This is a genomic window from Candidatus Amarobacter glycogenicus (assembly GCF_016704105.1).
GTDB lineage: Bacteria > Chloroflexota > Dehalococcoidia > Tepidiformales > Tepidiformaceae > Amarobacter > Amarobacter glycogenicus.
On record NZ_JADJAT010000004.1, the window covers coordinates 121,448 to 144,257 of the forward strand.

Annotated in this window: 24 protein-coding genes; 7 read left to right on the plus strand and 17 right to left on the minus strand. The window is 64.6% G+C overall.

Going from position 1 to position 22,810, the window contains the following annotated elements:
- The first annotated feature begins 35 nt into the window (after positions 1 to 35).
- The 5 genes from IPG14_RS07925 (at position 36) to IPG14_RS07945 (ending at position 6,733) form a co-directional block, all read left to right on the plus strand.
- A complete protein-coding gene (locus IPG14_RS07925; RefSeq protein ID WP_343391436.1) occupies positions 36 to 974 on the plus strand; it encodes a cation diffusion facilitator family transporter in 939 nt (312 codons plus the stop codon).
- Between the two features lie 164 nt (positions 975 to 1,138).
- Positions 1,139 to 2,680, plus strand: a complete 1,542-nt coding sequence (locus tag IPG14_RS07930) for an ABC transporter substrate-binding protein (RefSeq protein WP_343391437.1) — start codon at positions 1,139 to 1,141, stop codon at positions 2,678 to 2,680.
- A gap of 199 nt (positions 2,681 to 2,879) precedes the next feature.
- The gene (locus tag IPG14_RS07935) at positions 2,880 to 4,724 is read left to right on the plus strand and encodes an ABC transporter substrate-binding protein (RefSeq protein WP_343391438.1); all 1,845 of its coding nucleotides are present in this window, start codon (positions 2,880 to 2,882) and stop codon (positions 4,722 to 4,724) included.
- A 37-nt stretch (positions 4,725 to 4,761) separates the two neighbouring features.
- Positions 4,762 to 5,721: an ABC transporter permease gene (locus tag IPG14_RS07940; RefSeq protein WP_343386854.1), complete on the plus strand. Its 960-nt coding sequence runs from the start codon at positions 4,762 to 4,764 to the stop codon at positions 5,719 to 5,721.
- A gap of 16 nt (positions 5,722 to 5,737) precedes the next feature.
- On the plus strand, positions 5,738 to 6,733 hold the full coding sequence (locus IPG14_RS07945; RefSeq protein ID WP_343386853.1) for an ABC transporter permease: 996 nt from the start codon (positions 5,738 to 5,740) through the stop codon (positions 6,731 to 6,733).
- Between the two features lie 19 nt (positions 6,734 to 6,752).
- Here IPG14_RS07945 and IPG14_RS07950 read toward each other — a convergent pair whose 3' ends face one another.
- Genes IPG14_RS07950 through IPG14_RS07965 form a run of 4 tightly spaced genes read right to left on the minus strand, consistent with a single transcriptional unit; the run spans position 6,753 to position 11,072 of the window.
- Positions 6,753 to 8,024, minus strand: a complete 1,272-nt coding sequence (locus IPG14_RS07950) for a heterodisulfide reductase-related iron-sulfur binding cluster (protein ID WP_343391439.1) — start codon at positions 8,022 to 8,024, stop codon at positions 6,753 to 6,755.
- Positions 8,014 to 9,198, minus strand: a complete 1,185-nt coding sequence (locus tag IPG14_RS07955) for an FAD-binding oxidoreductase (RefSeq protein WP_343391440.1) — start codon at positions 9,196 to 9,198, stop codon at positions 8,014 to 8,016. Before IPG14_RS07955 ends, IPG14_RS07950 begins: the two co-directional genes overlap by 11 nt.
- Positions 9,191 to 10,639: an FAD-linked oxidase C-terminal domain-containing protein gene (locus tag IPG14_RS07960; protein ID WP_343386850.1), complete on the minus strand. Its 1,449-nt coding sequence runs from the start codon at positions 10,637 to 10,639 to the stop codon at positions 9,191 to 9,193. The genes IPG14_RS07955 and IPG14_RS07960 overlap by 8 nt, the downstream gene beginning before the upstream one ends.
- Entirely contained in the window at positions 10,623 to 11,072 is a 450-nt protein-coding gene (locus IPG14_RS07965; RefSeq protein ID WP_343388984.1) for a transcriptional repressor, read from the minus strand. Before IPG14_RS07965 ends, IPG14_RS07960 begins: the two co-directional genes overlap by 17 nt.
- A gap of 88 nt (positions 11,073 to 11,160) precedes the next feature.
- On the opposite strand from IPG14_RS07965, the gene IPG14_RS07970 reads away from it, so the two are divergent.
- Positions 11,161 to 11,811, plus strand: a complete 651-nt coding sequence (locus tag IPG14_RS07970) for a zf-TFIIB domain-containing protein (RefSeq protein ID WP_343391441.1) — start codon at positions 11,161 to 11,163, stop codon at positions 11,809 to 11,811.
- Positions 11,812 to 11,842: 31 nt separating this feature from the next.
- Here the strand turns inward: IPG14_RS07970 and IPG14_RS07975 are convergent, their stop codons facing one another.
- The 8 genes from IPG14_RS07975 to IPG14_RS08010 all read right to left on the minus strand — a co-directional run bounded on the left by IPG14_RS07975 (position 11,843) and on the right by IPG14_RS08010 (position 18,274).
- Complete coding sequence (locus IPG14_RS07975; protein ID WP_343386847.1) at positions 11,843 to 12,166, minus strand: metal-sulfur cluster assembly factor; 324 nt, start codon at positions 12,164 to 12,166, stop codon at positions 11,843 to 11,845.
- A gap of 13 nt (positions 12,167 to 12,179) precedes the next feature.
- Positions 12,180 to 12,617 carry a Fe-S cluster assembly sulfur transfer protein SufU gene (gene sufU, locus IPG14_RS07980; protein WP_343386846.1) on the minus strand — a complete coding sequence of 146 codons (438 nt, stop codon included), beginning with the start codon at positions 12,615 to 12,617 and terminating at the stop codon, positions 12,180 to 12,182.
- Complete coding sequence (locus tag IPG14_RS07985; protein ID WP_343391442.1) at positions 12,617 to 13,840, minus strand: cysteine desulfurase; 1,224 nt, start codon at positions 13,838 to 13,840, stop codon at positions 12,617 to 12,619. The genes sufU and IPG14_RS07985 overlap by 1 nt, the downstream gene beginning before the upstream one ends.
- 69 nt (positions 13,841 to 13,909) lie before the next feature.
- The gene (locus IPG14_RS07990) at positions 13,910 to 14,215 is read right to left on the minus strand and encodes a non-heme iron oxygenase ferredoxin subunit (protein WP_343391443.1); all 306 of its coding nucleotides are present in this window, start codon (positions 14,213 to 14,215) and stop codon (positions 13,910 to 13,912) included.
- Positions 14,212 to 15,423: a SufD family Fe-S cluster assembly protein gene (locus IPG14_RS07995; RefSeq protein WP_343391444.1), complete on the minus strand. Its 1,212-nt coding sequence runs from the start codon at positions 15,421 to 15,423 to the stop codon at positions 14,212 to 14,214. The genes IPG14_RS07990 and IPG14_RS07995 overlap by 4 nt, the downstream gene beginning before the upstream one ends.
- A 33-nt stretch (positions 15,424 to 15,456) precedes the next feature.
- Entirely contained in the window at positions 15,457 to 16,860 is a 1,404-nt protein-coding gene (gene sufB / locus IPG14_RS08000; RefSeq protein WP_343386842.1) for a Fe-S cluster assembly protein SufB, read from the minus strand.
- A gap of 10 nt (positions 16,861 to 16,870) precedes the next feature.
- A complete protein-coding gene (gene sufC / locus IPG14_RS08005) occupies positions 16,871 to 17,623 on the minus strand; it encodes a Fe-S cluster assembly ATPase SufC (protein WP_343386841.1) in 753 nt (250 codons plus the stop codon).
- A 15-nt stretch (positions 17,624 to 17,638) separates the two neighbouring features.
- Positions 17,639 to 18,274 carry an ArsR family transcriptional regulator gene (locus tag IPG14_RS08010; protein ID WP_343391445.1) on the minus strand — a complete coding sequence of 212 codons (636 nt, stop codon included), beginning with the start codon at positions 18,272 to 18,274 and terminating at the stop codon, positions 17,639 to 17,641.
- 141 nt (positions 18,275 to 18,415) lie between these two features.
- Here IPG14_RS08010 and IPG14_RS08015 point away from each other — a divergent pair, with 141 nt between their 5' ends.
- A complete protein-coding gene (locus tag IPG14_RS08015) occupies positions 18,416 to 18,973 on the plus strand; it encodes a PadR family transcriptional regulator (protein ID WP_343386839.1) in 558 nt (185 codons plus the stop codon).
- Here IPG14_RS08015 and IPG14_RS08020 read toward each other — a convergent pair.
- The 5 genes from IPG14_RS08020 to IPG14_RS08040 are packed head-to-tail and all read right to left on the minus strand — an operon-like array spanning position 18,970 to position 22,794.
- Positions 18,970 to 19,935, minus strand: a complete 966-nt coding sequence (locus IPG14_RS08020; RefSeq protein ID WP_343386838.1) for a YihY/virulence factor BrkB family protein — start codon at positions 19,933 to 19,935, stop codon at positions 18,970 to 18,972. The two genes, IPG14_RS08015 and IPG14_RS08020, sit on opposite strands and share 4 nt — an antisense overlap.
- Entirely contained in the window at positions 19,936 to 20,637 is a 702-nt protein-coding gene (locus IPG14_RS08025) for a glycosyltransferase (protein ID WP_343391446.1), read from the minus strand.
- Complete coding sequence (locus tag IPG14_RS08030) at positions 20,634 to 21,200, minus strand: hypothetical protein (protein ID WP_343391447.1); 567 nt, start codon at positions 21,198 to 21,200, stop codon at positions 20,634 to 20,636. Before IPG14_RS08030 ends, IPG14_RS08025 begins: the two co-directional genes overlap by 4 nt.
- Positions 21,201 to 21,237: 37 nt before the next feature.
- Positions 21,238 to 22,362, minus strand: a complete 1,125-nt coding sequence (locus IPG14_RS08035; protein WP_343391448.1) for a DUF3524 domain-containing protein — start codon at positions 22,360 to 22,362, stop codon at positions 21,238 to 21,240.
- A 57-nt stretch (positions 22,363 to 22,419) separates the two neighbouring features.
- On the minus strand, positions 22,420 to 22,794 hold the full coding sequence (locus IPG14_RS08040) for an HAD family hydrolase (RefSeq protein WP_343386835.1): 375 nt from the start codon (positions 22,792 to 22,794) through the stop codon (positions 22,420 to 22,422).
- Positions 22,795 to 22,810 lie beyond the last annotated feature (16 nt).

Consider the following 22,810-nt stretch of genomic DNA (forward strand, 5'->3'; position numbering starts at 1 on the left):
ACTGTAGCACCGCCGCTCTCTGCTAGCATGGAATGGTGCACGCGCACCCGGAACAGGCTCGCAAAGCGCTCATCGGCGGTCTCATTCTCACCGCCGCGTTTGTCGTGATCGAAGCCGTCGCCGGCTTCCTGACCAACTCCCTCGCTCTGGTTTCCGATGCGGGACACATGCTCGCCGATTCGGCCGGCCTCATCCTCGCACTTGGCGCTGCAACCCTCGCTCGAAGGCCCGCCACGAGCCGTCACACGTATGGCTACGCCCGCTTCGAAGTCCTCGTCGTGCCTATTCACGTTGTGCTCCTCGCCTTCATCGCGGGGTACATCGTCTTCGAGTCCGTCAGTCACCTCCGCAGCACCCCGGAAATAGCGACCGGCCCCGTCATCGCCGTCGGTATCGGAGGCCTGATGGTGAACCTCCTCGTCGTCCGGCTGCTTCACAACCACAGTGCGGACAACCTCAACCTGCGCGCGGCCGCCCTCGAAGCCTCGGTCGATGCCGTTGGCTCTGTGGCGGTCGTCATCTCCGCCGTCGTCATCGCGCTTGGCGGCTGGGCAGGGCTCGATGCACTCGTAGGCCTCGCCATCGCCGCCCTGGTCATCCCCCGCGCATTAAGCCTCCTCCGCCAGTCCGGCGATATCCTCCTCGAGAGTGCCCCGTCGGGCCTCGACCCCCTGGCGATCGAGTCCGCCGCGCTCGCTGTGAAGGGCGTCGTTGCCCTCCACGATGTCCATGTCTGGGCAATCGCCCCTTCGTTCCCGGCCCTCAGTGCCCACGTCGAACTTGCCGACGTCACCTGCACCGAACACATCCTCACCGACCTCGCGACCCTCTTCCGGGACCGCTTCGGCATTGGCCATGTGACCCTCCAGCCCGAAACGCCGGCACTCCATGCCGCCATGGAGTGCTGTCTTAGCCCCGACTCAGCGCTCCTCGGGCGCGGCGACCATGCCCACCGGCCCGTCTCCGTCGGATGAGCCCGCGTGTCTCCCGGCGTGCGTTCATCGGCGGCGGTGGCGCGCTTGCCGCCGGCGCCGTCGCCACGGTGCTTGCCGCCTCGCGCGATGGCCGCTCGCGTGCACCGGCGGGTCCTCCGCCGGGCACTTCGCCAACGGCCGCTCCTACACTGGCAACCACCCCGGTGTCCCGTCCAAGACAGGGTGGCAGCGCCGCGATCGTCTCGCCGGCCAGCCTCAACTTCGACACCTTCGACGCTCAGCTCAGTGGCTCACCGGCAGTCGTCGAGATCCTTGGCCGCACGCACTCGCGCCTCCTCAACTGGGATGGCCGCGGTGACCGAACCCTCGTCGGCGACCTTGCCGCGCGCTGGGAACAACCTGATGCACAGACCATCGTCTTCCATCTCGACCCGGCCGCTCGTTGGCATGACAAACCGCCGCTCAACGGACGTCCGCTCACCGCCGATGATGTGGTCGGCCACTTCCACCGCACCCTCGCGCTCGCCCAGGAAGGCAATGCGCCGCTTGCCCAGCGCTACCACGACTACTCGTCGGTGGCGTCTGTGGATTCGCCTGCGGCCGGCCAGGTACGCTTCCGTCTGGGCCGCGCCGACCCGTTCTTTCTCGGGACGCTCGCCGGGGAGTACGCCGTTGTCCAGGCCCCGGAAGCAGTCGCCGCCTTTGCCGGCCTCTGGTCCAGGCTCGACTCCGACCACGTCATCGGCACCGGCCCATGGACGTTCGACTGGGCCGATGACGGTCTGACGTTCGCGGCAGCCCGGGCCGGTCACCGCAACCCCTACCTCGATGAGCTGCGCCTCAGCGAACCGCAACGCGTCGCCGATCGTTTCCTCGCCGGCCACCTCGATGAAGCGATCGTCCGTGACCGCCGTGAAGCAGCCGTGGTCCGCCAGGAGTCCTCCCCGGAGCTCTTCGACCCGCGCGGCGATGTCAACGACGCGCTTCAACTCTCCGGGAGTGGCAAGACCTACGAGTTCCGCCGATACGAACCGGAGATCGTGATGAGTTCGTTCTTCGTCGGCGCGCCTCCCTGGAACAACCTTCAACTCGTGTCCGCCTTGAGCAACGCCCTCAGCCGGGCCGACCTGGTGGAACGGTTGTTCGCGGGACGCGCCGAGGTTTCCGGCGCGATACCGCCCGGCCTGGCACCTCGCGATGCGGGGCAGTCCCCGGACGGATTGCAGAGCGACCACGGCGACGACCCGGAGGGCCGGCTCAACGCACGGCGGCTCTGGGTGGCCGCCGGTGGGCCGGGCCTTGGCCCGGTGACCATCGACTTTCCCAGCATCTTCGATCCGCTCTACAGCGCCAGTTCAATCGTGGTTGGACTCTTAAACGAGGCGATCGGCCCACAGTTCCGTGCTGCCGTGGAAACCTACACGACGATCAGCAGGCGCGTCCTCGACGGCTACTACGGCAGCGGGCGGGCAGCGTTCTGGTTTGGCTGGGGGCCTCCCCTGCCGGGACCGGATCGGGAGCGCTACTTCCAGGAGACGTACGGCCCGGGCTCGCCCGGCCAGCGCGCCAGCGGAGGCCCCGGCGGCGCCCGCGATGCGCTCGGATCGCTCGCGAATGCCAGCTATTCCGGCATCGTGCCCTGGGTGCAACAGTACGCGGAGGTCTTCCGCCGTCCTGGTCACGTTGCCGCTCAGCCCACTCCTTTTTGGCCCCAGCACCTCGACTACGTCCGCTCGAACGCGTAAAGGCGACACTCCCGGGCGGCGTTGTTTTTCTGGTTCACGGCGTCGAAATGCCTCGACTTCCCTGCTGCGCGACACCCCTATGATCACTGTCATACACCCGCACCCACAGTGCCGCCAACGTATGCAACGCACGCCCGGCGGCGGCCCCCGTGGCCACGCCAATGCGCGCGCGGACTTGCTTCAGGGGGAAACACACCAAATGGGTCAGAGCGACTACTGGCTGCGCAAGGCGCAGACTGGCCGGGTCACCCGGCGACGCTTCGTTGGCGGGATCACGGCCGCCGGCGCCGGCGCCGCCAGCCTCAGCCTCGTTGGCTGCGGCGATGATGACGATGACGATGCAGCCGAGCCTACGAGCGCGCCCGGCGGCACAACCACGGCTGCGAGCCCGACAACGGCGCCCGCCGTGGTCGATGGAGGCGTCTACACCGGCGTCTGGCTCGGTGGCACCCAGTTCGATTCCGTCGATCCCCATCGGGGCCAGCGCGACGAGGTAGGCTGGCTCTCCAGCTATGTCCTCAACAAGATCGTCCGCTTCTCAAACCCCGATACCGGCGACCTCGAAGGCGACCTCGCCGAGAAGTGGGAAACCGCCGATTCCCAGACCTTCACTTTCGCCGTCCGCAAGGATGTGAAGTGGCAGAACACGCCGATTACCAACGGGCGCCAGCTCACCGCTCAGGACCTCAAGTGGCACATCGAGCGCCAGGCCGCCGGTAAACTCCTCGATGGCTCCGCGCCATCCTTCCGCTTCAAGTCGGACTGGACCGGCGTCAAGGTCGAAACACCGGATGACTACACCCTCAAGTTGACGCTGCCGGCGCCGAACGGTTCGTTCCTCACCCGCCTTAGCGCCTTCTTCGCCAACGTCCCCAACCGGGAAGCCACCGAGAAGTTCGAAGGCGCGCACGGCACCCTCACCGAGGAAGCAATGCCGGGCACCAACGCCTTCACTCTCAAGCAGTGGCGCACCGGCAAAGACATCATCCTCCAGAAGAACCCCGGCCACTTCCGCAAGGACCAGCCCCACATCGATGGCATGGTCAACCCCTGGGGCCTCTTCGAGGACCCCAACGCCTACCGCCTCGCCTTCGAGCAGAAACAGGTCGATGCCTGGAGTTCACCCGATCCCTCGGTAACGAAGTCGGTCATCGATGCCAACAAAGACAACATGACCGAATCCCTCACCGGTGTGGCCAACACCGTTCTGCTGCACCTCAACGTGCATAAGCAGTTCAAGGATCCCCGGCTCGTGAAGGCCATGAACATGGCCGTCGACCGCCGCCAGCTGATCCAGGCGTTCCACCAGGGCCTCGGGCAGGTGAGCGGCCCTGTCACCTGGCTCCAGGAAGGCTTCGCCGTCAAGCCCGAAGACCTCATCAAGCGCCCCGGCTTCCGCACCGACCGTGCCATCGAGATGAAAGAGGCGCGCGAACTCTGGGCCGCTGGCGGCGGGCCCGCCCTCGGCGATATCGACATCCGCATCCCCGATACCTGGCTTGGGCCCTACCCGGACACCAACCAGGTTGTGAAGAAGATGTTCAACGATGCCCTCGGCGTCTCGCAGTTCACTTCCACGAAGTGCACCTACAACGAAGACATCATCCCCAACCTGGCCAAGGGCGAGTACCCCAACTGGATGGCCTGGACGAACTCGGTCAACTCTCCGGATCCCCGGATCGACCTCTACACCTCGTTCCATTCCAAGGGCAGCCAGAACTGGAGCCGCGTCAACAATCCGGAGCTCGATACACTCCTCGAGAACGCCCGGGTAACGTCTGACCTGGCGAAAGCCCGCGAACTGGTGCTCAAGGCCCAGGACATCCTCCTCGAGAACGGGATGTACGGGGCCATCAACCTCTACAACTACATCAGCCGAAGCGCGTTCTGGAACTACGTCAACGCGAACGTGAAGGTCCAGGCCTCGGCCGGCAAGCCGGCGGCAGGATACAACCTCTTCGCGGGGCACCTCGCCGCGAAGAACCTGAGTTTCAACCCGAAGAGCCCGGCCTACACCGATTCGGTGAAGAACCGGAAGATCTAAACAGTCGAAGTAACGAGCCAGGACAAGGGGAGGGCAGTTGACCAACTACATCATTCGCCGATTGTTGCTCAATCTGCTCGTCCTCTGGTTCGTTGCTTCGTTGGTTTTCATCGGCACGCACGCGCTTCCCAGCGATTTCGCGCAGAAGCGCGTGGCGTCCACCTTCACAGGGCAGGATCAAACGGAGGCCATCGCCTCCGCCCGCCGGGAACTGGGGCTCGATAAACCGCTGGCCCGCCAATACGTCGAGTTCATGGGCGAACTCGCTCGCGGTGACCTTGGGACGTCCCTGGAAACGCAGGAGAGCACGTGGGCGGAGCTCGGACGCAGGGTGCCTACCACCCTCGAGCTGGGAAGCATCATCGTCTTCGTCACCTTCGCCTTGAGCATCCCCATCGGCGTCATCAGCGCCGCCAAACAGAACACATGGATCGACCTCAGTCTGCGCGCGGTGTCCATCCTCGGTGTGGCGATGCCCGTCTTCTTCGTCGCGATCCTGCTCTCACTGCTCGTCGTCAGGTTCTCGCTGTTCGAAATCGACGTCGTCGGACACCCGCATCTTTGGACCGACCCGGAGGCCGCCGTCAAGCTCTACGTCATCCCCGCGATCGCAGGCGGTATTTCGGGAGGCGCCGGGATCATGCGCATCCTTCGCTCCCAGATGCTCGAGGTCATGCGCCAGGACTACATCCGCACCGCCCGCGCCAAGGGCCTCCATGACTCCAGGATCTGGGTGCGCCACGCGCTCAAGAACGCCATGCTTCCCGTCCTCACTGTGATGGGCCTCACGATCAGTGGCATCGTCGGCGGGCAGATCATCCTTGAGACGATGTTCAACATCGATGGTGTGGGAAGGTTCCTCTTCTCCCGGCTCAACGCCCGCGACTTCCCGCCATTTCAGGGCACCGTCCTCGTCACCGCGTTCATCATCGTCACCGTGAACCTCGCGGTCGACCTCACCTACGCCTGGATCGACCCTCGAATCCGGTACACCTAGCCACGGAGGCCCGTCCTTGACGCAGACTCAGCAGCCTGCAGCGCTCCCCGCCGCCGGTTACACCGACTTCCGTCGGCGACGCTCGGTAGGTTCGACGTTGCGCCGCGCAGGCGCACTCGCCCGGCGTAACAAGCTCGGGGCCGTGGGCGTCATCCTCGTCTTGCTCATCCTCTTCGTCGCCATCTTCTCGCCACTGATCAAGCGCTACGACGACACCGAGAGCTTCCAGACCGCCAACCCCGACTTCAACCCCACCGCCAATCCTTTCGAGATCGCGGCGAACCCGGGTCTCGCCTCGCCGTACATCCTCGACCGCTGGGAGAGCCCGCTGGGCAGCGACCACTGGCTCGGTACGGATCAGTTCGGACGCGACATCTACTCTCGCATCGTCGTCGGCGCTCGCCTTGCCGTGCTGATCGGCGTCGGTGCGAGCCTGATCGCCGTCATCTCCGGGAGTATCGTCGGGCTCGTTTCGGGCTACTTCGGCGGGAAGATCGACCTCGTGATCCAGCGCTTCGTCGATGCGATCCAGGCTTTTCCCGGGCTCGTCCTTCTCATGCTCATCGTCTCGATCATGGACCGGCCGAGCCTGACACTGATGATCGTCGCGCTCGGTTTCCTTGGCTTCGCTACGTCGGTTCGCATCGTCCGCTCTTCCGTGCTCGGGGTTTCACAGGCGGCCTTCGTCGAAGCCGCCCGATCGTACGGTGCCACCGATATCCGCATCATGCTCCAGCATGTCTTGCCGAACATTCTCGCTCCCATCCTCGTCGTCTTCTCCATCAGCATCGGCGCGTACATCCTCGCCGAAGCGTCGCTCTCCTTCCTCGGTCTCGGCCCGGCCGACAAGACCACCTGGGGCAAGATGGTGAACGCCGGCCGTGTCGCGCTGGACCTGCATCCCTGGGAGTCGGTGATCTCCGGCGCGGCGATCACACTCGCAGTGCTCGGGTTCAACCTCGCCGGCGACGCGATCCGCGACGAGTTGGACCCCCGCCTCCGGGGCAGGTAGCCACCGGGTCAGTCTCGGTTCACCCTACCCGGTCGTCGCTCCCGGCTTCGTCGAGGACCTCCATCAGGTGCATCACGCGCGCCTGGATTCCGGCCTCGCCAACCGCTGCTTCATATTGCATGTGGCACCCCGGGTTCGCCGTCACGATGACCGCAGGCATCGCCGCTGCGAATTGGTCGGCCTTCCGCTTTCGCAACTCTGCGGACATGGCGGGCTGCACCAACGAGTAGATCCCGGCCGCCCCACAGCAGACATCGGCGCCCGGCGTTTCGATCATCTCGCAGCCTTCGAGACTCGCCAGGAGCGCTCTCGGGCCGTCTTTGATCCTTTGGGCGTGCACAAGGTGGCATGCGTCCTGGTACGCCACCGTTTCCGCGAATGCCCCACCCTGTGTTGGCGAAAGCAGCTCCGAAGCGTCCTTCACGCGCGCGCCGAACGCTTGTGCGCGTCTCGCCCAGGGTTCGTCGTTCGCCAGCAGGTCGCCGTACTCCTTCATCGCTGCTCCGCAACCCGCGGAGTTCACGACGATCGGTCCGGTCGTCCGCTCAAGTGCAGCGATGTTCTTGCGGGCCAGTCTCCGTGCGAACTCCAGGTCGCCGTCGTGGGCGTGCAATGCACCACAACAACCCTGGCCCGCCGCCGCCGAAAGCCTGATTCCAGCGCGTTCATAAACCCGTTCCGTCGCGCGGTGCACGTTTCCGAAGAGCTCTCCCATGACACACCCGGTGAACAGCACACCGTCGGCCCGGTCCGCGTCAGTTCCCCCCGTCGTCGCCCGGAACGGCGCGCCCACCCGGTGTGGGAGCTGTGATTCGATTACCCGGAGCCGTCCTCTCAACAGTCTCCTCACGAGGCCTCGCGCGCGTGTGTTCGCATACCAGCGAGCTGGAGCAACCACGGTGGCCAGCACCCGCGGACGGGCGACGACATTCCGCAGTACGAACTTCCGGATGCGCCGCGCGTTTTTCCCCACCGGCGCCGCCGCATCGAGCTGCGCCCGCGCACCTTCCTGGATTCGCCCGTAAGGGACTCCGCTTGGGCATATCGCCTCGCACGCGCGGCATTGCAGACAGAGTTCCCAGTGTGCCTGGATGGATGCCGTGAGTTCGCTCCGCCCGTCGGAGACCAGTTTCGCCATGTGAATCCGGCCGCGCGGCGACTCCACCTCGAGACCGGTTATGAGGTAGGTTGGGCAGGCGTTCAGGCACAACCCACAATGCACGCATCGACTGAGGTCTGCGTCTGAAGGCGCGTCCGCAAGCAGCGGCCAAAGCGGCTTTTCAGATGCCACCGACGAACCTCCCCCGGTTCAACCGGCCATCGGGGTCATAGGCCGTCTTGAGCTTCCTCATCAGTCCGAACGCTGGCGGCGGGTCACCCCACGGCTCTACCACGTCGCGGAAGTGGTCCCGCATCCGCTCCACGATCGCCGCCCCGCCGCTCTGTCTGAGGTCGGCGCGCAATTGACGCATGAGGCTATCCACCTCCCGCGCGCTTGGCGCAGCCGGGGCGTCCCAGGCTGCACGAACGAAGCCGGCGGCGGGCCGCACGACAACCGTGGTCGGCCGGAATGGTTCTAGTCGTTCTGTCAGGGCGGCCAGGTCCCCCGGGAGCCCGGCAATGCGCACCGAAAGCACGTCGCGTTCCCGGAACCCGGCATCGCGGGCGATCAAGTATTCCTCTCCCTTCGAATCGCCCAGTAAGCGGCTTCCCACTGCCCGCTGGGCGGCTCCCACCGTCGGTTCCGTCAGCCGCAGCAACAGCAAGGGCCCGGCCCGCCCGTCGGTGATGATCTCCGCGACCTCCGGCCTCACGTCCGCTGTCAGGAGCCGGTCAACGATCGCGCAACCGCCTGGGATATCGCGCACCTCGCAGGTGAACTCCCGTGCGGCTGGCTTTGGAAGCACCCGCACAGATACCGAAGTAACGATGCCAAGCGTCCCCAACGAGCCACACCAGGCTCGCATGAGGTCATAGCCGGTGACGTTCTTCACAACTCGCCCGCCAGCCGTCACCATCTCGCCATCCGCCCGTAGTACCGTCATCCCGAGCACCATATCGCGGGGCAACCCATACCGGCTTCGCAAGGGGCCGCCAACGGCTACAGCCAGTGCACCGCCGATGGTCGCCGATTCCGCGTTCGGTGGGTCGATCGGCAACAGCTGCGAGGACCGGTTCAGCACCTCCGCAACTTCGCTGAGCGTCGCCCCGGCCGGGACAACCGCCGTCAGGTCTTCGGCGATGTGTTCAATTTCTCCACCGAGTGCCCTGCGCAAGTCCACTACCGCAAAACGCCCTGAAGGCGCCGCCCCGAGTGCCAGCTGCGTCCCTCCTCCGCGCGGCACGAGTGTCACCCCGTCGCGCTGACGTACCAGCTCGCGCAGTTCCGCCAGGTTCGCCGGAGCGTAGACGGCCTCCGCAGTGCGGCCCGCGATGTCCGGTGTCTGGGTGGTCCCTTCAGACATAAGCGTCCGGCCCGGCAGCCCGGATGGCAGCGGCCTGGTGCGCCATTTCGCCGCACCCCGTCCCGGTCGGCAGAAGCTTGCACGGGTTGAACTGCCCGGCGTTGCCGAACACCAACCGAACCCGCTCCATGTTCTCGATGTCGGTCTCGTTGTACAGCCAGGGCATGAACATCCGCTTCTCAGCCCCGATGCCGTGCTCGCCGCTCAAAGCCCCGCCGGCGTCGACGCACGCTTTCATGATCTCGCCGCCGGCCGCAAGCACGCGCTCCTTCGCGCCCGGCACCCGTTCGTCGAACAGCACGAGGGGATGCAGGTTCCCGTCACCGGCATGAAACACGTTCGCGATGGGGATGCCGTATCGCTCCGAGACCGCACTCACCACTTCCATCACGTCCACAAGTTTCGACCGTGGCACTACTCCGTCCAGGATGTAGTAATTCGGCGCGAGGCGTCCGAGCGAGGGGATCGCCCCCTTGCGACCCCTCCAGAGCAATTCGCGTTCCCGCTGGGTGCTTGCCAGCCGCACTTCCACCGCTCCGCGCTCCAGGCACTCGGCCCGCACGCGCACCGCCTGGGAGTCGATGACCTCCGGCAGTCCGTCGAGTTCGACAAGGAGCACGGCGCCCGCGTCCGGCGGATAGCCGCATTGCAGACCGGCCTCCGCTGCCTGGAGCGTCAGCCGGTCCATCATCTCCATCGCCGCCGGGATCATGCCCGCGGAGATGATCGTCGAGACGGTCTCGCTCGCCTGCTGGACGGTGTCGAAGACAGCCAGCAGCGTGATCACGCTCGCGGGTAGCGGCACCAGGCGCACCACCACCTTCGTGGCGACGCCCAGGGTTCCTTCGCTCCCGATGAAGATTCCCCGAAGGTCATACCCGAACGAATCGGAAACCCGTCCGCCCAACCACGTGATGTCACCGTCGGCGGTCACGATCTCAATGCCCAGTACGTGGTTCTGCGTGACTCCCAGGGCAAGGCAGTGTGGGCCGCCCGCGTTCTCAGCCACGTTCCCGCCGATAGTGCACGCCTGCTGCGAGCTTGGGTCGGGGGCGTAGAAGAGCCCAAACGGCGCCGCCGCCTTCGAAAGTTCCAGGTTCGGGACGCCCGGCTCGACGACGGCGAGGCGGTTCTGCTTGTCGATCTCGATGATCTGTCGCATCCGTCCGGTCCCGATGACAACACCGCGCTTCGCCGGCACGCTCCCGCCGCTCAGACCGGTACCCGCCCCGCGGGGTGTGATTGGTACACCGAAACGGTTGCACGCCCGTACAACCTTTGCCACTTCTTCGGTAGTTCCCGGCAGCACCACGGCGTGCGGGGTGGACCGCTCTATCGTGCCGTCGAACTCGTAAACGGCCAGGTCTTCCGGCCGCCAGAGCACGTTCTTCGCTCCGGCAGCCTCCTCGAGGGCCCGGACCAGGTCACGCCGAGTCGGCATCGGTGCTCTCCGCGAGCTGGCATTCGCGGCACAGCCCGAAAATCGCAAAATGGTGCATATCGGGAGCGAAGCCGAAGTCGCATCGGACTTTCGCCTCGAGACCCTCCAGGTAGGCATGCCCGATCGCTTCCACGTGGCCGCAACTAGAGCAGACCAGGTGGTGGTGGGGGTCTTCCGGCGCCCACTCGAAAACCACGTCGCCGGCGCCCATATCGGTCGAGGTTGCCAGCCGCAGGCGCTTCAGAACGTCCAGCGTGCGATAGACCGTGCTCACATCAACGAAGGGGAATTCCGCCCGGACTTGTTCGGCGATCTGGGCCGCGCTGACGTGCCCTTCGGCATGTCGCAACGCCCGGACGATGAGCAGCCGCTGAGGCGTCATCTTGTGCCCCGCGCGTCGCAACAGCTCTGCGGTTTCGTCCTCGCAGGTCATTACTGTCAGTCTACAGACATTCGGTTTCGGCGCAGGCCGCCTTCGACGCACTCTCTTCGTAGGCCGTCACCCTGTCGATTCTCCCAGCATGACTGTCTCCGCCGACGACCGCTGGCTGGCCGATGCACGCGCCCGGGCTTCCGCCGGTGGATGGGAGCGCAGCGCCGATACTATTTTCGCCGAGCTGCGCAAGCAGGCCGCCACGCTCCCGGCTGCCAGGCCGTCCGCGGTTACCTGCCCCGCCTGCGAGGGGCGCCCCGGCTTGCTCGATTTCCCACGCTACGAGCTCCTCTCGGCCGACCCGATCACGTATTGCGGCGCCTGCTATGGGTTCTGGGCCGTCGGCGATTCGCTCGCGCGGGGCGTAGCCGACCCCGGCGTCAGCCATCCCGCGCTCGAGGCAGTCCCGGCGCCGCGGCGTTGCCGCTATTGCTTTGGCCACTTGAAGCCCGACGACACCTGTGCGAAGTGCGCCAAAGCGCCCCCTGCCCTGGAATGCCCCGCCTGCGGGCAGACGATGCAGCGCTTCAAGGAAGGCCAGGTGCGCCTGGACCAGTGCACTGCCTGCCGCGGCACCTGGTTCGATGTCGGGGAGATCGCAGCGGTCTACAAGCTCAAGCCGGCTCAGTCGCTTGCGATGTCCACTGTCGATGAACACGCCATGGATGATGAGATGCCGGGCTGGCTGGTCGCCGTCCATACCCTCAGCCGGATGCTCCTCCCCTTCGTCCCGCTCTAGCGAGCGGGGCGTCCGGTCGAAGCTCGAAGGCTTACCAGATGCCGAGCTGCATCTTCACGTCTTCACTCGCCATCGTTCGCGGGTCCCAAGGGGGATTCCAGACGATCTGCACGTCGACGTCCTTGACTCCGGGGATCTCGCGCAGCTTCGCGTACACCTCACCCCGAATGATCGGGCCCAGCGGGCAGCCGGGGCTCGTCAGGGTCATCGTCACGAGCACGTCGCCATCGTCGTATGTGACGTCGTAGATCAGTCCCAGGTCGACGATGCTCAGGTTGATCTCGGGGTCGTTCACTTCCCAGAGCTTCGCCTTCATCTCTTCAAAAGTCGGCGCCGTGGTCGTCGCGTCGGTCATTGTCCTGGCCTCCTCAGGCGGTCGTGGCGGCCTCGGCGAGGCCCTGTTCGAGTACGTTCCAGCATAGCAGCGCGCATTTCACCCGTACCGGCAGCCGCGCGACTCCCTCCAGGGCTTCAAGGTCGCCAAGTTCCGAATCCGGCAACTCCCCATCGATCAGCATGGCTCGCACCTTTTTCGTCACTCGCCCTGCCTCGTCCAGAGGGCGCCCTTTCAATCGTTCCGTCAGCATCGATGCACTCGACTGGCTGATCGAACATCCATGTCCCCAGAAGCCGATGTCCGCGATCGCCCCGTCGGCCACCTTCAGGTCGAGGTGAATCTCGTCCCCGCAAACCGGGTTCACCCCTTCCACCCGGATTGGCGCATCAGGGAGCTCGCCGTGATTCCTCGGGCGCCGGTAGTGGTCCAGGATCAGCTCCCGGTAGAGGTCATCAAACAGTTCGGCCATCAGGCGAACACCTTTCGCGCGTGCTCGATCGCCTCAACGAGCGGGGCGATGTCGTCTTCGCCGTTGTACACCGAGAAGCTCGCCCGGCTCGTCGCCGGCACGCGGAGCTGCCGCATGAGCAGCTGTGCGCAGTGGTGTCCGGCGCGGATCGCCACGCCGTGCCCATCCGCGATCGTCGCCATGTCATGGGGGTGTACCCCCGGCACTTCGAAACTCACCACTCCACCGCGCTCCTCCGGATCGCGCGGGCCGTGGATCGCGAGGCCCGGGATCCGCTCGAGTGTGTCCATCGCGTATGCCGTCAGGGCGACCTCGTGGCGCCGGACTTCGTCCATGCCGAGAGCTTCGAGGTACTCGATGGCCGCACCGAGGGCAATCACGTCTGCGATGTTCGGTGTGCCCGCTTCGAACTTGTGCGGTACCTCTGCCCACGTCGAGGCTTCCTCCCGCACGGTCGCGATCATGTCGCCGCCGCCCATGAACGGGTCCATCTCTTCGAGCAGTCCCTCACGCGCCCACAGCACCCCGACGCCCGTCGGGCCCAGCATCTTGTGCGCCGAAAAGGCAACGAAATCCGCGCCGGTCGCGCGCACATCAAACGGGAGGTGGGGCACGCTCTGAGCCGCGTCCAGGAGGAAGAGAGCGCCCGCTCGATGCGCCATCTCTGCGAACTCCGCCACCGGGTTGATGGTCCCCAGTACGTTCGACATATGCATCAGGCTAACCAGTTTCGTCCGGGGGCCAATCAGCGCCCGCAGCGAATCCACGTCGAGATGTCCGTCTGGCGTCAAGCTGGCGAACCGCACCGCCGCGCCCGCACGTGCCGCCAGCAGCTGCCACGGCACAATGTTTGAGTGATGCTCCATCTGGCTGATAACGATTTCGTCGCCTTCGCCGATGAACCGATCGCCCCAGGAATGGGCTACCAGGTTGATGCTCTCGGTGGTGTTCCTTGTGAAGACCACGTCCTCGGGGTTGCTCGCGCCGATAAATCGCGCCACCTTCGCGCGGGTGCCTTCGTACTGCTCCGTCGCGCGCTGCGCCAGCGTGTGGATGCCCCGGTGGATGTTCGCGTTGCTCGTCTCGTAGTAGTTCACGAGCGCGTCAATCACGCCACGGGGCTTCTGTGTCGTCGCGGCACTATCCAGGTAAACGAGGCGATGCCCGTTCACCCGCTGGTGCAGGATCGGAAAATCCTCGCGAAGTCGCTCTATGTCCAACATCTCTGCACCGCAGCCTTCCGGCTCAGTCTGGGGAGGCCCCTCTCAGCCGGCTGTTACTTTTGTCAAGATTCACACCTCGACTTCGATCTCCTTGCCATCGAGACGCGTCGGGTATGACCTGATCGGCCGCACCGCCGGCAACGACAACACTTTCCCGTTTGTTACATCAAACTGCGCCCCGTGGCGCGGACACTCGATCCGGTGGCCTATCAGTTTGCCCTGGTCGAGTGGTCCGCGGTCGTGGCTGCACATGTCGTCGATCGCGTAGATGCCGTCGCCCGTGTTACACAGGGCGATGCGCTTTCCGCCGGCTTCCACGACTTTCGCGTGGCCCGCTTCAATGTCGCCGGCGTTCGCCACCTTGAACCACGTCATCGGTCGAAGGCCCCTTCCAGTTTCGCGACCAGCTCCTCTCGCAACTCGAGGTTGGGCACACGGCTGAGCACGTCCTCCAGGAATGCCGTCACGAGCATCGATTCCGCCTCGGGACGGGCGATGCCGCGCGCTTGCATGTAGAACAGCTGTTCCTGGTCCACCGGCCCAGCAGTTGCTCCGTGGGACGCACGGACGATGTCGCTGGTCAGGATCTCTAGCACAGGGTCACTGTTCGCCCGCGCCGTTTCGCTCAGCAGAAGGTTCCGGTTCTCCTGGTTCGCATCGGCGTTTTTCGCACCGAGGCCGACCTTCGTGACCCCGTAATAGATGGCCTGGGAGTCGTCCTTCAGCGCGGCCTTGTACTCCAGGTCGCTCCGCGTGTCCGGGCCCATATGGTCTTGGAACGTGTAGAAGTCCGCCTGGGTGTTGCCCGTCCCATACGCGACGCCGAGGAGTTCGCTCGAAGTTCCGCGCGCCTCCAACGTCGATTCAAGGTGGCCCTTCACCGCTTCGCCCCCGAGGACCATGTGGAGGTTTCGGAACGCTGCATCGCGCTCGCGTCCGAGGAATCGCTGGTAGGCGAACGCCTTCGTCTTTCGGCCCCAACGGTGCACACAGTAGTACTGCACCTCGGCCCCCGGGCCGGGGATCACCTCCGCTGCGAGCAGTGCCACAATCGGCTCGTCACTCGAGACGTATTCCTGGACTACCGTCACGCGACTGTTCGCGCCTGTGACGATGAGCGTGTGCGGCGTACTCACACCCGGCCCGCTGACGGTCCTCGTCAGGTGAATCGGCTCGGAGAGTTCAGCATTCGCCGGCACGTTGATGAGGACACCGTCGCGCAGGTAGGCGTAGTGCAGTGCTGTCAGACGGTCCGCTTCCGGCAGGACCACCGTCCCAAGGTGCTTCGCGAGAACACCGGCGGCGTCGCCCGTAGCCTCGCTGAACCGGACGGCAACGCCAGCCGGCGCCCCCGAGATCGCGACGCCGATGTCGGCGAGTGGCGTCTCGGGGGTCAGACCGAAACTCGTCGCCTCGAAGTACTTCCATGGCCGTTCCGCGCGGGAGTCAGGCCACTCCATTTCGCTCGCAGCCTTCGCTCCTCGCGCCCGCAGCGCCGCCTGCGCCGGGGAGTCCTTCCACGAAGTCCCTACTGCCGCGCTCGCCGTCCGGAAATCCATCCGCTGCTCTACTAAAGCAGTCATTCGCTACCTCGTTCTATCCCTGGGTGCACCGCCTTAACCGACGGCGCCTTCCATTTGCATTTCGATCAGCCGGTTCAGTTCCACCGCGTATTCCATCGGCAGCTCCTTCACGATCGGCTCTACAAACCCGTTGACGATCATCTTCGCCGCCGCTTCCTCCGACATGCCGCGACTCATCAGGTAGAAGAGCTGGTCTTCGCCGAGCTTCGAAACGTACGCCTCGTGCTGAATGCTCACGTTCGGCTCGTCGATCTCCATCGTCGGGTAGGTGTCGGAGCGCGATGTGTGGTCAAGCAGAAGAGCGTCGCAGCGGACGTTCGCCTTCACGCCCTCACAGCCGTCGTACACCTTCAGCAGCCCGCGGTAGCTCGTCCGCCCGCCGTCCTTGCTGAGTGACTTCGAGATGATTGTCGAGGTCGTGTTCGGCGCTGCATGGACGATCTTGCCGCCTGCGTCCTGGTGCTGGCCGGCCCCCGCGAACGCCAGCGAAAGGATCTCCCCGTGGGCGCCCGGCTCCATCAGGTACACACTCGGGTACTTCATCGTCAGCTTGGAGCCCAGGTTTCCGTCCACCCACTCCATCACTGCGTCCTGGTAGGCCATCGCCCGCTTCGTCACCAGGTTGTACACGTTGTTCGACCAGTTCTGGATGGTCGTGTAGCGCACGCGGGCGCCCTTCTTCACGATGATCTCCACCACCGCGCTGTGCAGCGAGTCCGAACTGTAGATCGGGGCGGTGCAGCCTTCCACGTAATGGATCTGGCTGCCTTCGTCCGCGATGATCAGCGTCCGCTCGAACTGGCCCATGTTCTGCGTGTTGATGCGGAAGTACGCCTGGAGCGGGATGTCCACCTTCACGCCCTTGGGCACGTAGATGAACGAGCCGCCGCTCCAGACTGCGCTGTTCAGCGCCGCGAAGCGGTTGTCCCCCGGCGGCACCACCGTACCGAAGTACTCCTTGAAGATCTCTTCGTGCTCCCTCAGCGCCTGGTCGGTGCCAAGGAAGATCACTCCGAGCTTCTCAAGGTCCTCTCGGATGTTGTGGTACACCACTTCCGAGTCGTACTGCGCGCCGACGCCGGCGAGGTACTTCTTCTCCGCCTCGGGGATCCCGAGCTTGTCGAACGTCCGTCGGATGTACTCCGGCACGTCCTCCCAGCTCCGCTCGTCGCGGTCCGTTGCGCGCACAAAGTAGTGAATGTCATCGAAGTTGATGTCGGTGAGCTGCTCCGTCGCCCACGGTGGGTTTTGCTTCTCCCGGAACAGCTCGAGCGACCGCAGGCGGAACTCGCGCATCCACTGCGGCTCGTCTTTCATATCCGAAATCATGTTCACGATGTCGGGGCTGACGCCCTTGTTCGCCTTGAAGAGCGCCTCTTCCGGGTCGTAAAAGCCAAACTGGTAATCAGAGACGATCGACTCAGGTGCGGTGGTCATGGTTGCCTCCTCAGGCGGTTGCGGCGGCTGCTTCGTATTCGTCGTAGCCGGTCGCTTCGAGCTGTTCTGCCAGCTCCGGGCCACCGGACTTCACGATTCGGCCGTCCACCAGCACGTGGACGAACTGCGGCTTGATGTAGTTCAGGAGGCGCTGGTAGTGCGTGATCAGCAGGAGGCCCATCGCCGGGTTCATGAGCGTGTTCACGCCCTCCGCTACTGTCCGCAAGGCGTCGATGTCGAGTCCTGAGTCGGTCTCGTCGAGTACCGCCATCGAAGGTTCGAGCATCGCCATCTGCAGCATCTCGGCCCGTTTCTTCTCTCCGCCGCTGAAACCGTCATTCACGTAACGGCGGGCGAAGTTCTGGTCCACTTTCAGGAGGTCCATCTTCTTGAACAGCGACTCGCGGAACTCCCGGATCGGCACTTCCTGGCCGCGCCGCGCGTTGACCGCCTGGCGCATGAAGTTCACCAGCGTCACCCCAGGGATGGCCACCGGGTACTGGAACGCGAGGAACAGCCCCAGCCGCGCGCGCTCGTCCACTGCCAGGCCGGCCAGGGACTCACCCTTGAACAGGATCTCGCCGCCCGTCAGTTTGTAACTCGGGTTACCCATCAGCACGTTCGCCAGGGTGCTCTTGCCCGAGCCGTTCGGCCCCATGATCGCGTGCACTTCGCCCGCATCGACGGTCAGCGAGAGCCCCTTCAGGATCTCTTTGTCGCCGATATTGGCGCGAAGATCGCGTATCTCCAGAAGCTTGGTCATTGCGGAGCTCTCCTCTTATCCAACTTCGATGATTTGTGGTTGGCCGGGCTGCGCCCTCACCAGGTATTCGCAACAGGACGCCCCGTCGACGATTCGGTTGAGCTGTTCGACATCGTGCCCCAGCAGCAACTCGATCGCCCGCTTGTCCGATTCGCACGGAAGCTTCGAGATCTCAGCGGCCTTGTGGTAAGGGCATCTGCCGTTTACGAGGTGGATCCCGTCGGCTTCGGTCCGCCAGGCGTCGAGGATGCCCTCTCCCCGGAGACTCGCCGTCACCTTGGCGACAAGCTCCTGTTCCGTCAGGCCCGACGCTTCGACGCGATGCTTCAGCGCCAGCGATTCGGCCACGCTCGTCATCACCGTAGAGATGACGTCTTCGCGTTCGCCCAGGCTCTTCAGCATCCGTTCGAGCAAGTCGGCGTACGCCGGAGGAACCGATTGCGTAGCCTTCTCCGTGGCGAAGTACACGTGGTACGGGCGCCCCGTCGCTTGCTTCACCGCCTTCACATCCACCAGTCCGTCGGCCCGGAGATGATCCAGGTGCCGGCGGATCGCGGCCGTCGTGATCGTCAACTCGGTCGCGAGGTCTTCCACTCGCACCTCTCGCTGCTCGACCACCAGGTCCAGGATCCGTTCACGAGTTCCTTGCACACGCCCAGTCTACGCGCCTTTCCGGGCTTTTTCTACTTTGTTGTTGCAAAAGTCCTCTATGGCGCCTATTTGCCGACCGGGACCATCGCGGCGACAGTTATCTCCTTGATCGCTGTAGGTTACATGTAACATAGTAGAGAAGTGTCTATCGAGTTCACCATCCTGGCGTTCCTGTCTTCCGGGCCGCTTTCCGGCTACGACCTGAAGAAGATGCTTGCCCAATCTGAGGCTCTCCCCTGGTCCGGCAACAACAACCAGGTTTACAGGGCGCTGGTTGGCCTCCACGGCGACGGTCTCGCCCTCCTCGAAGTTCAGCAGCCCGCTGATGGTCCTGCCCGAAAGCTCTATACGATCACCCCGCAGGGCATCACGGCCCTTCGCGAGTGGCTCCGCTCTGAAACCGAGGCGCCGCAGCTGCGTGCTCCGATCGTCTCTCGCCTCATCGCCGCTGAAGTCCTCTCGGCCGAAGACCTCGACTTGCTGCTGTCCCGCTACGCCGAGGAAGTCCGCCTTAAGCTCCTTGGCCTCGAGGAGATCGAGCGTCGTGGCGTTGGTGTCGCTCTCGGCAGTCCGCGCCAGCGCTTGCTCTGGCAGTGCATCAACAGCCGGCCAATCCAGCTCCTCCGGGCCGAGGAAGCGTGGGTTCGCGAACTTCGGTGGGCCCTCGCCAGACTCGAAACAACCGTCCCCTCGTCCTAGCGCGACTTGGGTCCTTGGTCCAGCTTCGCCGATTGGGCGACGGGCGATGGGAAGTATTCCGGCGAGACCGGTATGTCGTCCGCAAGGGCTTCCCCGGCCTCACGCCGAATCGCCCGGCCGAATTCGGCCCCGAGCAGGAGGATCGAGGCGTTCACGAACATCCAGACCAGGAACGCCAGCGCCGTCCCGAAACTCGCGTAGATGGCAGTGTCACGGGAAAAGTCGGCGATGGCGAAGAACGTTGCGAGAAGGTTCTTCGCCGCTTCGAACAGCACCGTCGCGAACAGTGCCCCTCCCAGCGCCTCCCGCCACGGCGGGCGCACCGTCGGTACGTACCTGTACAGCAGCGAGAACATCGAAAACGACACCATCGCCGGCAAGACGTATCCCGCGATGCGCAGCGCGGTGTTTGTGTCGATGTTGAACGGCCCGATCTCGTCCACGCGCTCGAGCACCAGCCGCGCGGTCGCCGTCAGGCCCACGGAGAGCACGATGAGCACTCCCAGGGCAGGGATCATCACAAAGTCAATCAGCTTCCCATGCCAGTAGGGCCGCCCCCGCCGCAAGTGGGCTGCCGCGCTGAGTCCTTTTCGCACGGCGCCGAAGATCCCGCTCGAAGCCCACACCAGGAACAAGAAGCCCAGGCCCAGGCTCGCCGGGCTGCTCCGTCTTGCCTGTTTGACGATCTCGTCCACGCTCTCGCGGACGCTCTCCGTCTCCTTCAGTGGTATCTGGTCGAAGATCCACTGGGCGATTCGGTCCTCCTCGATAACCAGACCGACTACCGAGAGGGTGATCAGGCTCAATGGGATGATCGAGAAGATGGCGTAGTACGCGATGGCCGCCGCATACGTCGAACATCCATCCTCGACGTACAGCCGGATGGTGGTGGCCACGACGTCGAACGGCCGTCGGACACGTGACGGCAACGTCCGCCAGGACTCCGCGGCCGCTTCGAGCATTCAGTCACGCTCCGAAGGGCGCAACCCCGCAAGTGTCCGGAACATGCGTACATAGTCGTGCAGGTACCGGGTGAGAAGGAAGTGCTCCCGGACGACTTCCCGCCCGGCGGCGCCCATGCGTCTACAGGTATCCTCGTCGCTAAGCAGCTCGATCAGTCGCTCCCCGCATTCCGCGCTGCTGTCCACGAGGTAGCCGGTCTCGCCGTCCCGCACCTGTAGCGGGATTCCTCCACAATTCCCACCGATCACCGGCCGCCCTTTCCAGAGACCTTCGGACACCACCAGTCCGAAGCCCTCGCGCGTCGACTTCTGAATGACCACCTTCGCCGCTTCCTGGAAGGCATTGACTTCGTGGTTGCCGACACCGTCCATGTTCGTTAGCACGTGAATGTCCGCGTCCCTGCTGCGATGCTTCAGCACCTTCTGCAGCCACTCCTCGCCCTCGGGGTCGTCGTGCGCGAGCGAACCCACCAGGACGAGTTGTAGCTCGGGGTATCGCTCCTTCGCCATCCGGTAGGCGTCGATCACACCCAGCGGGTCCTTCCATGGATCGAATCGCGAAACCTGGCACACCATCGGCCGTGGCGAGTCCACCGAGAACCGCTTCAGCACGCTGTCGGCTTCTCCCGGAGACAACGTCACGTTCTTGGCGCTCAGCGGGTCGATCGCTGGTGGCGCGATGAACCGATTTGCTTCGCTCACTCCCCCCGGACGTACTGCGGCATCGTCCAGACTGTCCCGTCGTACTCCGCGACGTACGGGCGGAGCAAGCTCCAGGCCTCCGGTTGTGCATCGGTCAGGTCGATGTGGCAACGCCAGAGCCACTTCCCTCCTGGTCTGCGCCCGTCCGCACGCAACACGCCCAGGATCGGTGCTGGCTGCGGGTCATGGACGACGACAAAGTCGTACTCCTCCCAGGTTTGGGCGTTCGCGCGGCTCGTCTCCACCCAGAGCGTCCGCTCCTCTTGCGTCCAGCGATGCGGCTTCCCCTGGAGAGCGTTGTGCATCGCCTTCGTCACTCCGAAGAACGGGTCTGATCCCGAGATGACTTTCCAATCGGCTTCCAGCCCGAGGTCCCGCATCAGCGGGACCATCGAACCGAGAATTTCTGCCACGCCGCCGCCATAGGCCGTTGCATTCACATGCAAGACGCGTGCCCCTCGAAGCGGCCGCGCGTCATCGCGGATCGCCTCCACAACCCCCGGAAGCACCGCGGGGCGATACTGTTCTAGTTCCCTGGTCTCGAGTTCAACGGTAGTCAGCATCCGGGCCATGGTAGTACCCGGACCGCTCAAGCTCCGGTCAGTGGGCTGGCCCATCCTGGACTCTCGCGAATTCGCCACTGGCCAACCGCTCGATCGCGTGGTCCCAGTCAGGCGCCACCTGGTCCCAGGCGAATCGCCGGGCAGCCTCCTGGAGGGCCGTCCTTTCCGGGAGCGGGTCGGTAAGCAGCGATTCAAGTTTCTCTTCGAGGTCGCCTTCGTCGTCCCAGAGCACACGGCTGTGTAGCCCGGAAGGCACCAGTGCCGGGTAGTTGTAGCGGCGCGGGGCACAGGGGACGCATCCTGCAGCCATCGCCTCCACCATTCCGACGCCGAAGAACTCGTGGCGCGTAGTGCTGACCACGATGTCGCTCTGCCAGAGCAGGCGCCCGTACTCTGCTTTCGATGGAGCGAAACCAAAGTGCGCAATGTCCGTCGCGAACTCGCTCTCCAGGCCGATGATCGCCTCACTGGGGTTTTCGCCTGGCTCTCCGGCTACTACGAGGCGGAATGGCACACCGCGTCCCTTGATCGCCCGCAGCGCCCGCGCGAACAATTCTGGGGACTTGTCGAACTCCCACCGGTGGTTCCAGAGGATCGTCCGAGGGCCGCTCTTTCGTCTCGGCGATTCGAACTGGGCAAGCCAGTCCAGCTCCACCCCCACGGATAGCACCGTGCTCTTCGCTTCTACTTGCGCCACGCCATCCTCCAGCAGCCAGTTGTTCGGCTGTGACACCAGCGATCGCAGCGCGCCGGCGAAGTCCTCGCGGTGAAACTGCGAATTGAATGCCACGACATCCGCAGCGAGCGCCGACAGGTAGTTGATCTGGCCGAACCAGGAGTTGAACTTCGTTCCCTTCAGACGCGGATAGGTCATCTGGTTCTCATGGAAGTAGGCCATCACCGGGACGCGCTCGAAGCGCGGTCTCGTCAGGGCAAGGAATGCCGGCAAATCCAGCATGTCGCTGACGATGAGGAAGTCGAACTGGCCGGGGAGTGCCCGCGCCGCCGCCGCAAGCTCCTGGGCTCCCCGCCTCATTCGCCGTCGCCACTCCCCGTCCGGCAGCGAGAGCAGGTGAATCTCGTGGGACGAGTGTGCCGATAGTCCATCGAGGAACGCCTTGTGACTGCCGCCGTAGAACGGCTCTACGAATACCCCGCGCACGCTAGCCACGCTTCTCCCGGAGTCCGTCTGCGGGTTCCCACAGGTGAAGCGCGCGGATCACATGTGCCCCAGTTCCGCCAGCTTGAACAGCGCATCCTCAAACTCGGTGTCGTCCGGGTTCACGGCTTTGTACTGGCTCACGCAATGGCCGCCGTACTTCTCCACCAGGTACCAGTCGTCGTCGATGATGAAGTCGGGATACGGCTGTACCCGGGGGTCCTTATCGAACATGCCATCGACCCATTCGCCCAGTCCGTGCATGTGGACGACTCGCTCGACGTGAGCCAGCCCGCTCGCCGACCAGACGAAAACGCCGTGTCCGGCGGCCTTCAGCTTGCGCATCGCCTCGTGGGCGCCGGGCCGCAGAGCGTTTGTGTGCTGGTCGATGAACACCAGCGTGTGGTCGACATCGAAAAAGATATTTAGCGGCATGGTCGTCCTCGTTTGA

Bases quoted from the DNA above. Each gene is read 5' to 3' on its own strand.
- IPG14_RS07935 (WP_343391438.1), top strand. From the start codon at position 2,880: ATGGGTCAGAGCGACTACTGGCTGCGCAAGGCGCAGACTGGCCGGGTC.
- IPG14_RS07955 (WP_343391440.1), bottom strand. From the start codon at position 9,198: ATGTCTGAAGGGACCACCCAGACACCGGACATCGCGGGCCGCACTGCG.
- IPG14_RS07960 (WP_343386850.1), bottom strand. From the start codon at position 10,639: ATGCCGACTCGGCGTGACCTGGTCCGGGCCCTCGAGGAGGCTGCCGGA.
- IPG14_RS07965 (WP_343388984.1), bottom strand. From the start codon at position 11,072: ATGACCTGCGAGGACGAAACCGCAGAGCTGTTGCGACGCGCGGGGCAC.
- IPG14_RS07970 (WP_343391441.1), top strand. From the start codon at position 11,161: ATGACTGTCTCCGCCGACGACCGCTGGCTGGCCGATGCACGCGCCCGG.
- IPG14_RS07975 (WP_343386847.1), bottom strand. From the start codon at position 12,166: ATGACCGACGCGACGACCACGGCGCCGACTTTTGAAGAGATGAAGGCG.
- sufU (WP_343386846.1), bottom strand. From the start codon at position 12,617: ATGGCCGAACTGTTTGATGACCTCTACCGGGAGCTGATCCTGGACCAC.
- IPG14_RS07985 (WP_343391442.1), bottom strand. From the start codon at position 13,840: ATGTTGGACATAGAGCGACTTCGCGAGGATTTTCCGATCCTGCACCAG.
- IPG14_RS07990 (WP_343391443.1), bottom strand. From the start codon at position 14,215: ATGACGTGGTTCAAGGTGGCGAACGCCGGCGACATTGAAGCGGGCCAC.
- IPG14_RS07995 (WP_343391444.1), bottom strand. From the start codon at position 15,423: ATGACTGCTTTAGTAGAGCAGCGGATGGATTTCCGGACGGCGAGCGCG.
- sufB (WP_343386842.1), bottom strand. From the start codon at position 16,860: ATGACCACCGCACCTGAGTCGATCGTCTCTGATTACCAGTTTGGCTTT.
- sufC (WP_343386841.1), bottom strand. From the start codon at position 17,623: ATGACCAAGCTTCTGGAGATACGCGATCTTCGCGCCAATATCGGCGAC.
- IPG14_RS08020 (WP_343386838.1), bottom strand. From the start codon at position 19,935: ATGCTCGAAGCGGCCGCGGAGTCCTGGCGGACGTTGCCGTCACGTGTC.
- IPG14_RS08030 (WP_343391447.1), bottom strand. From the start codon at position 21,200: ATGCTGACTACCGTTGAACTCGAGACCAGGGAACTAGAACAGTATCGC.
- IPG14_RS08040 (WP_343386835.1), bottom strand. From the start codon at position 22,794: ATGCCGCTAAATATCTTTTTCGATGTCGACCACACGCTGGTGTTCATC.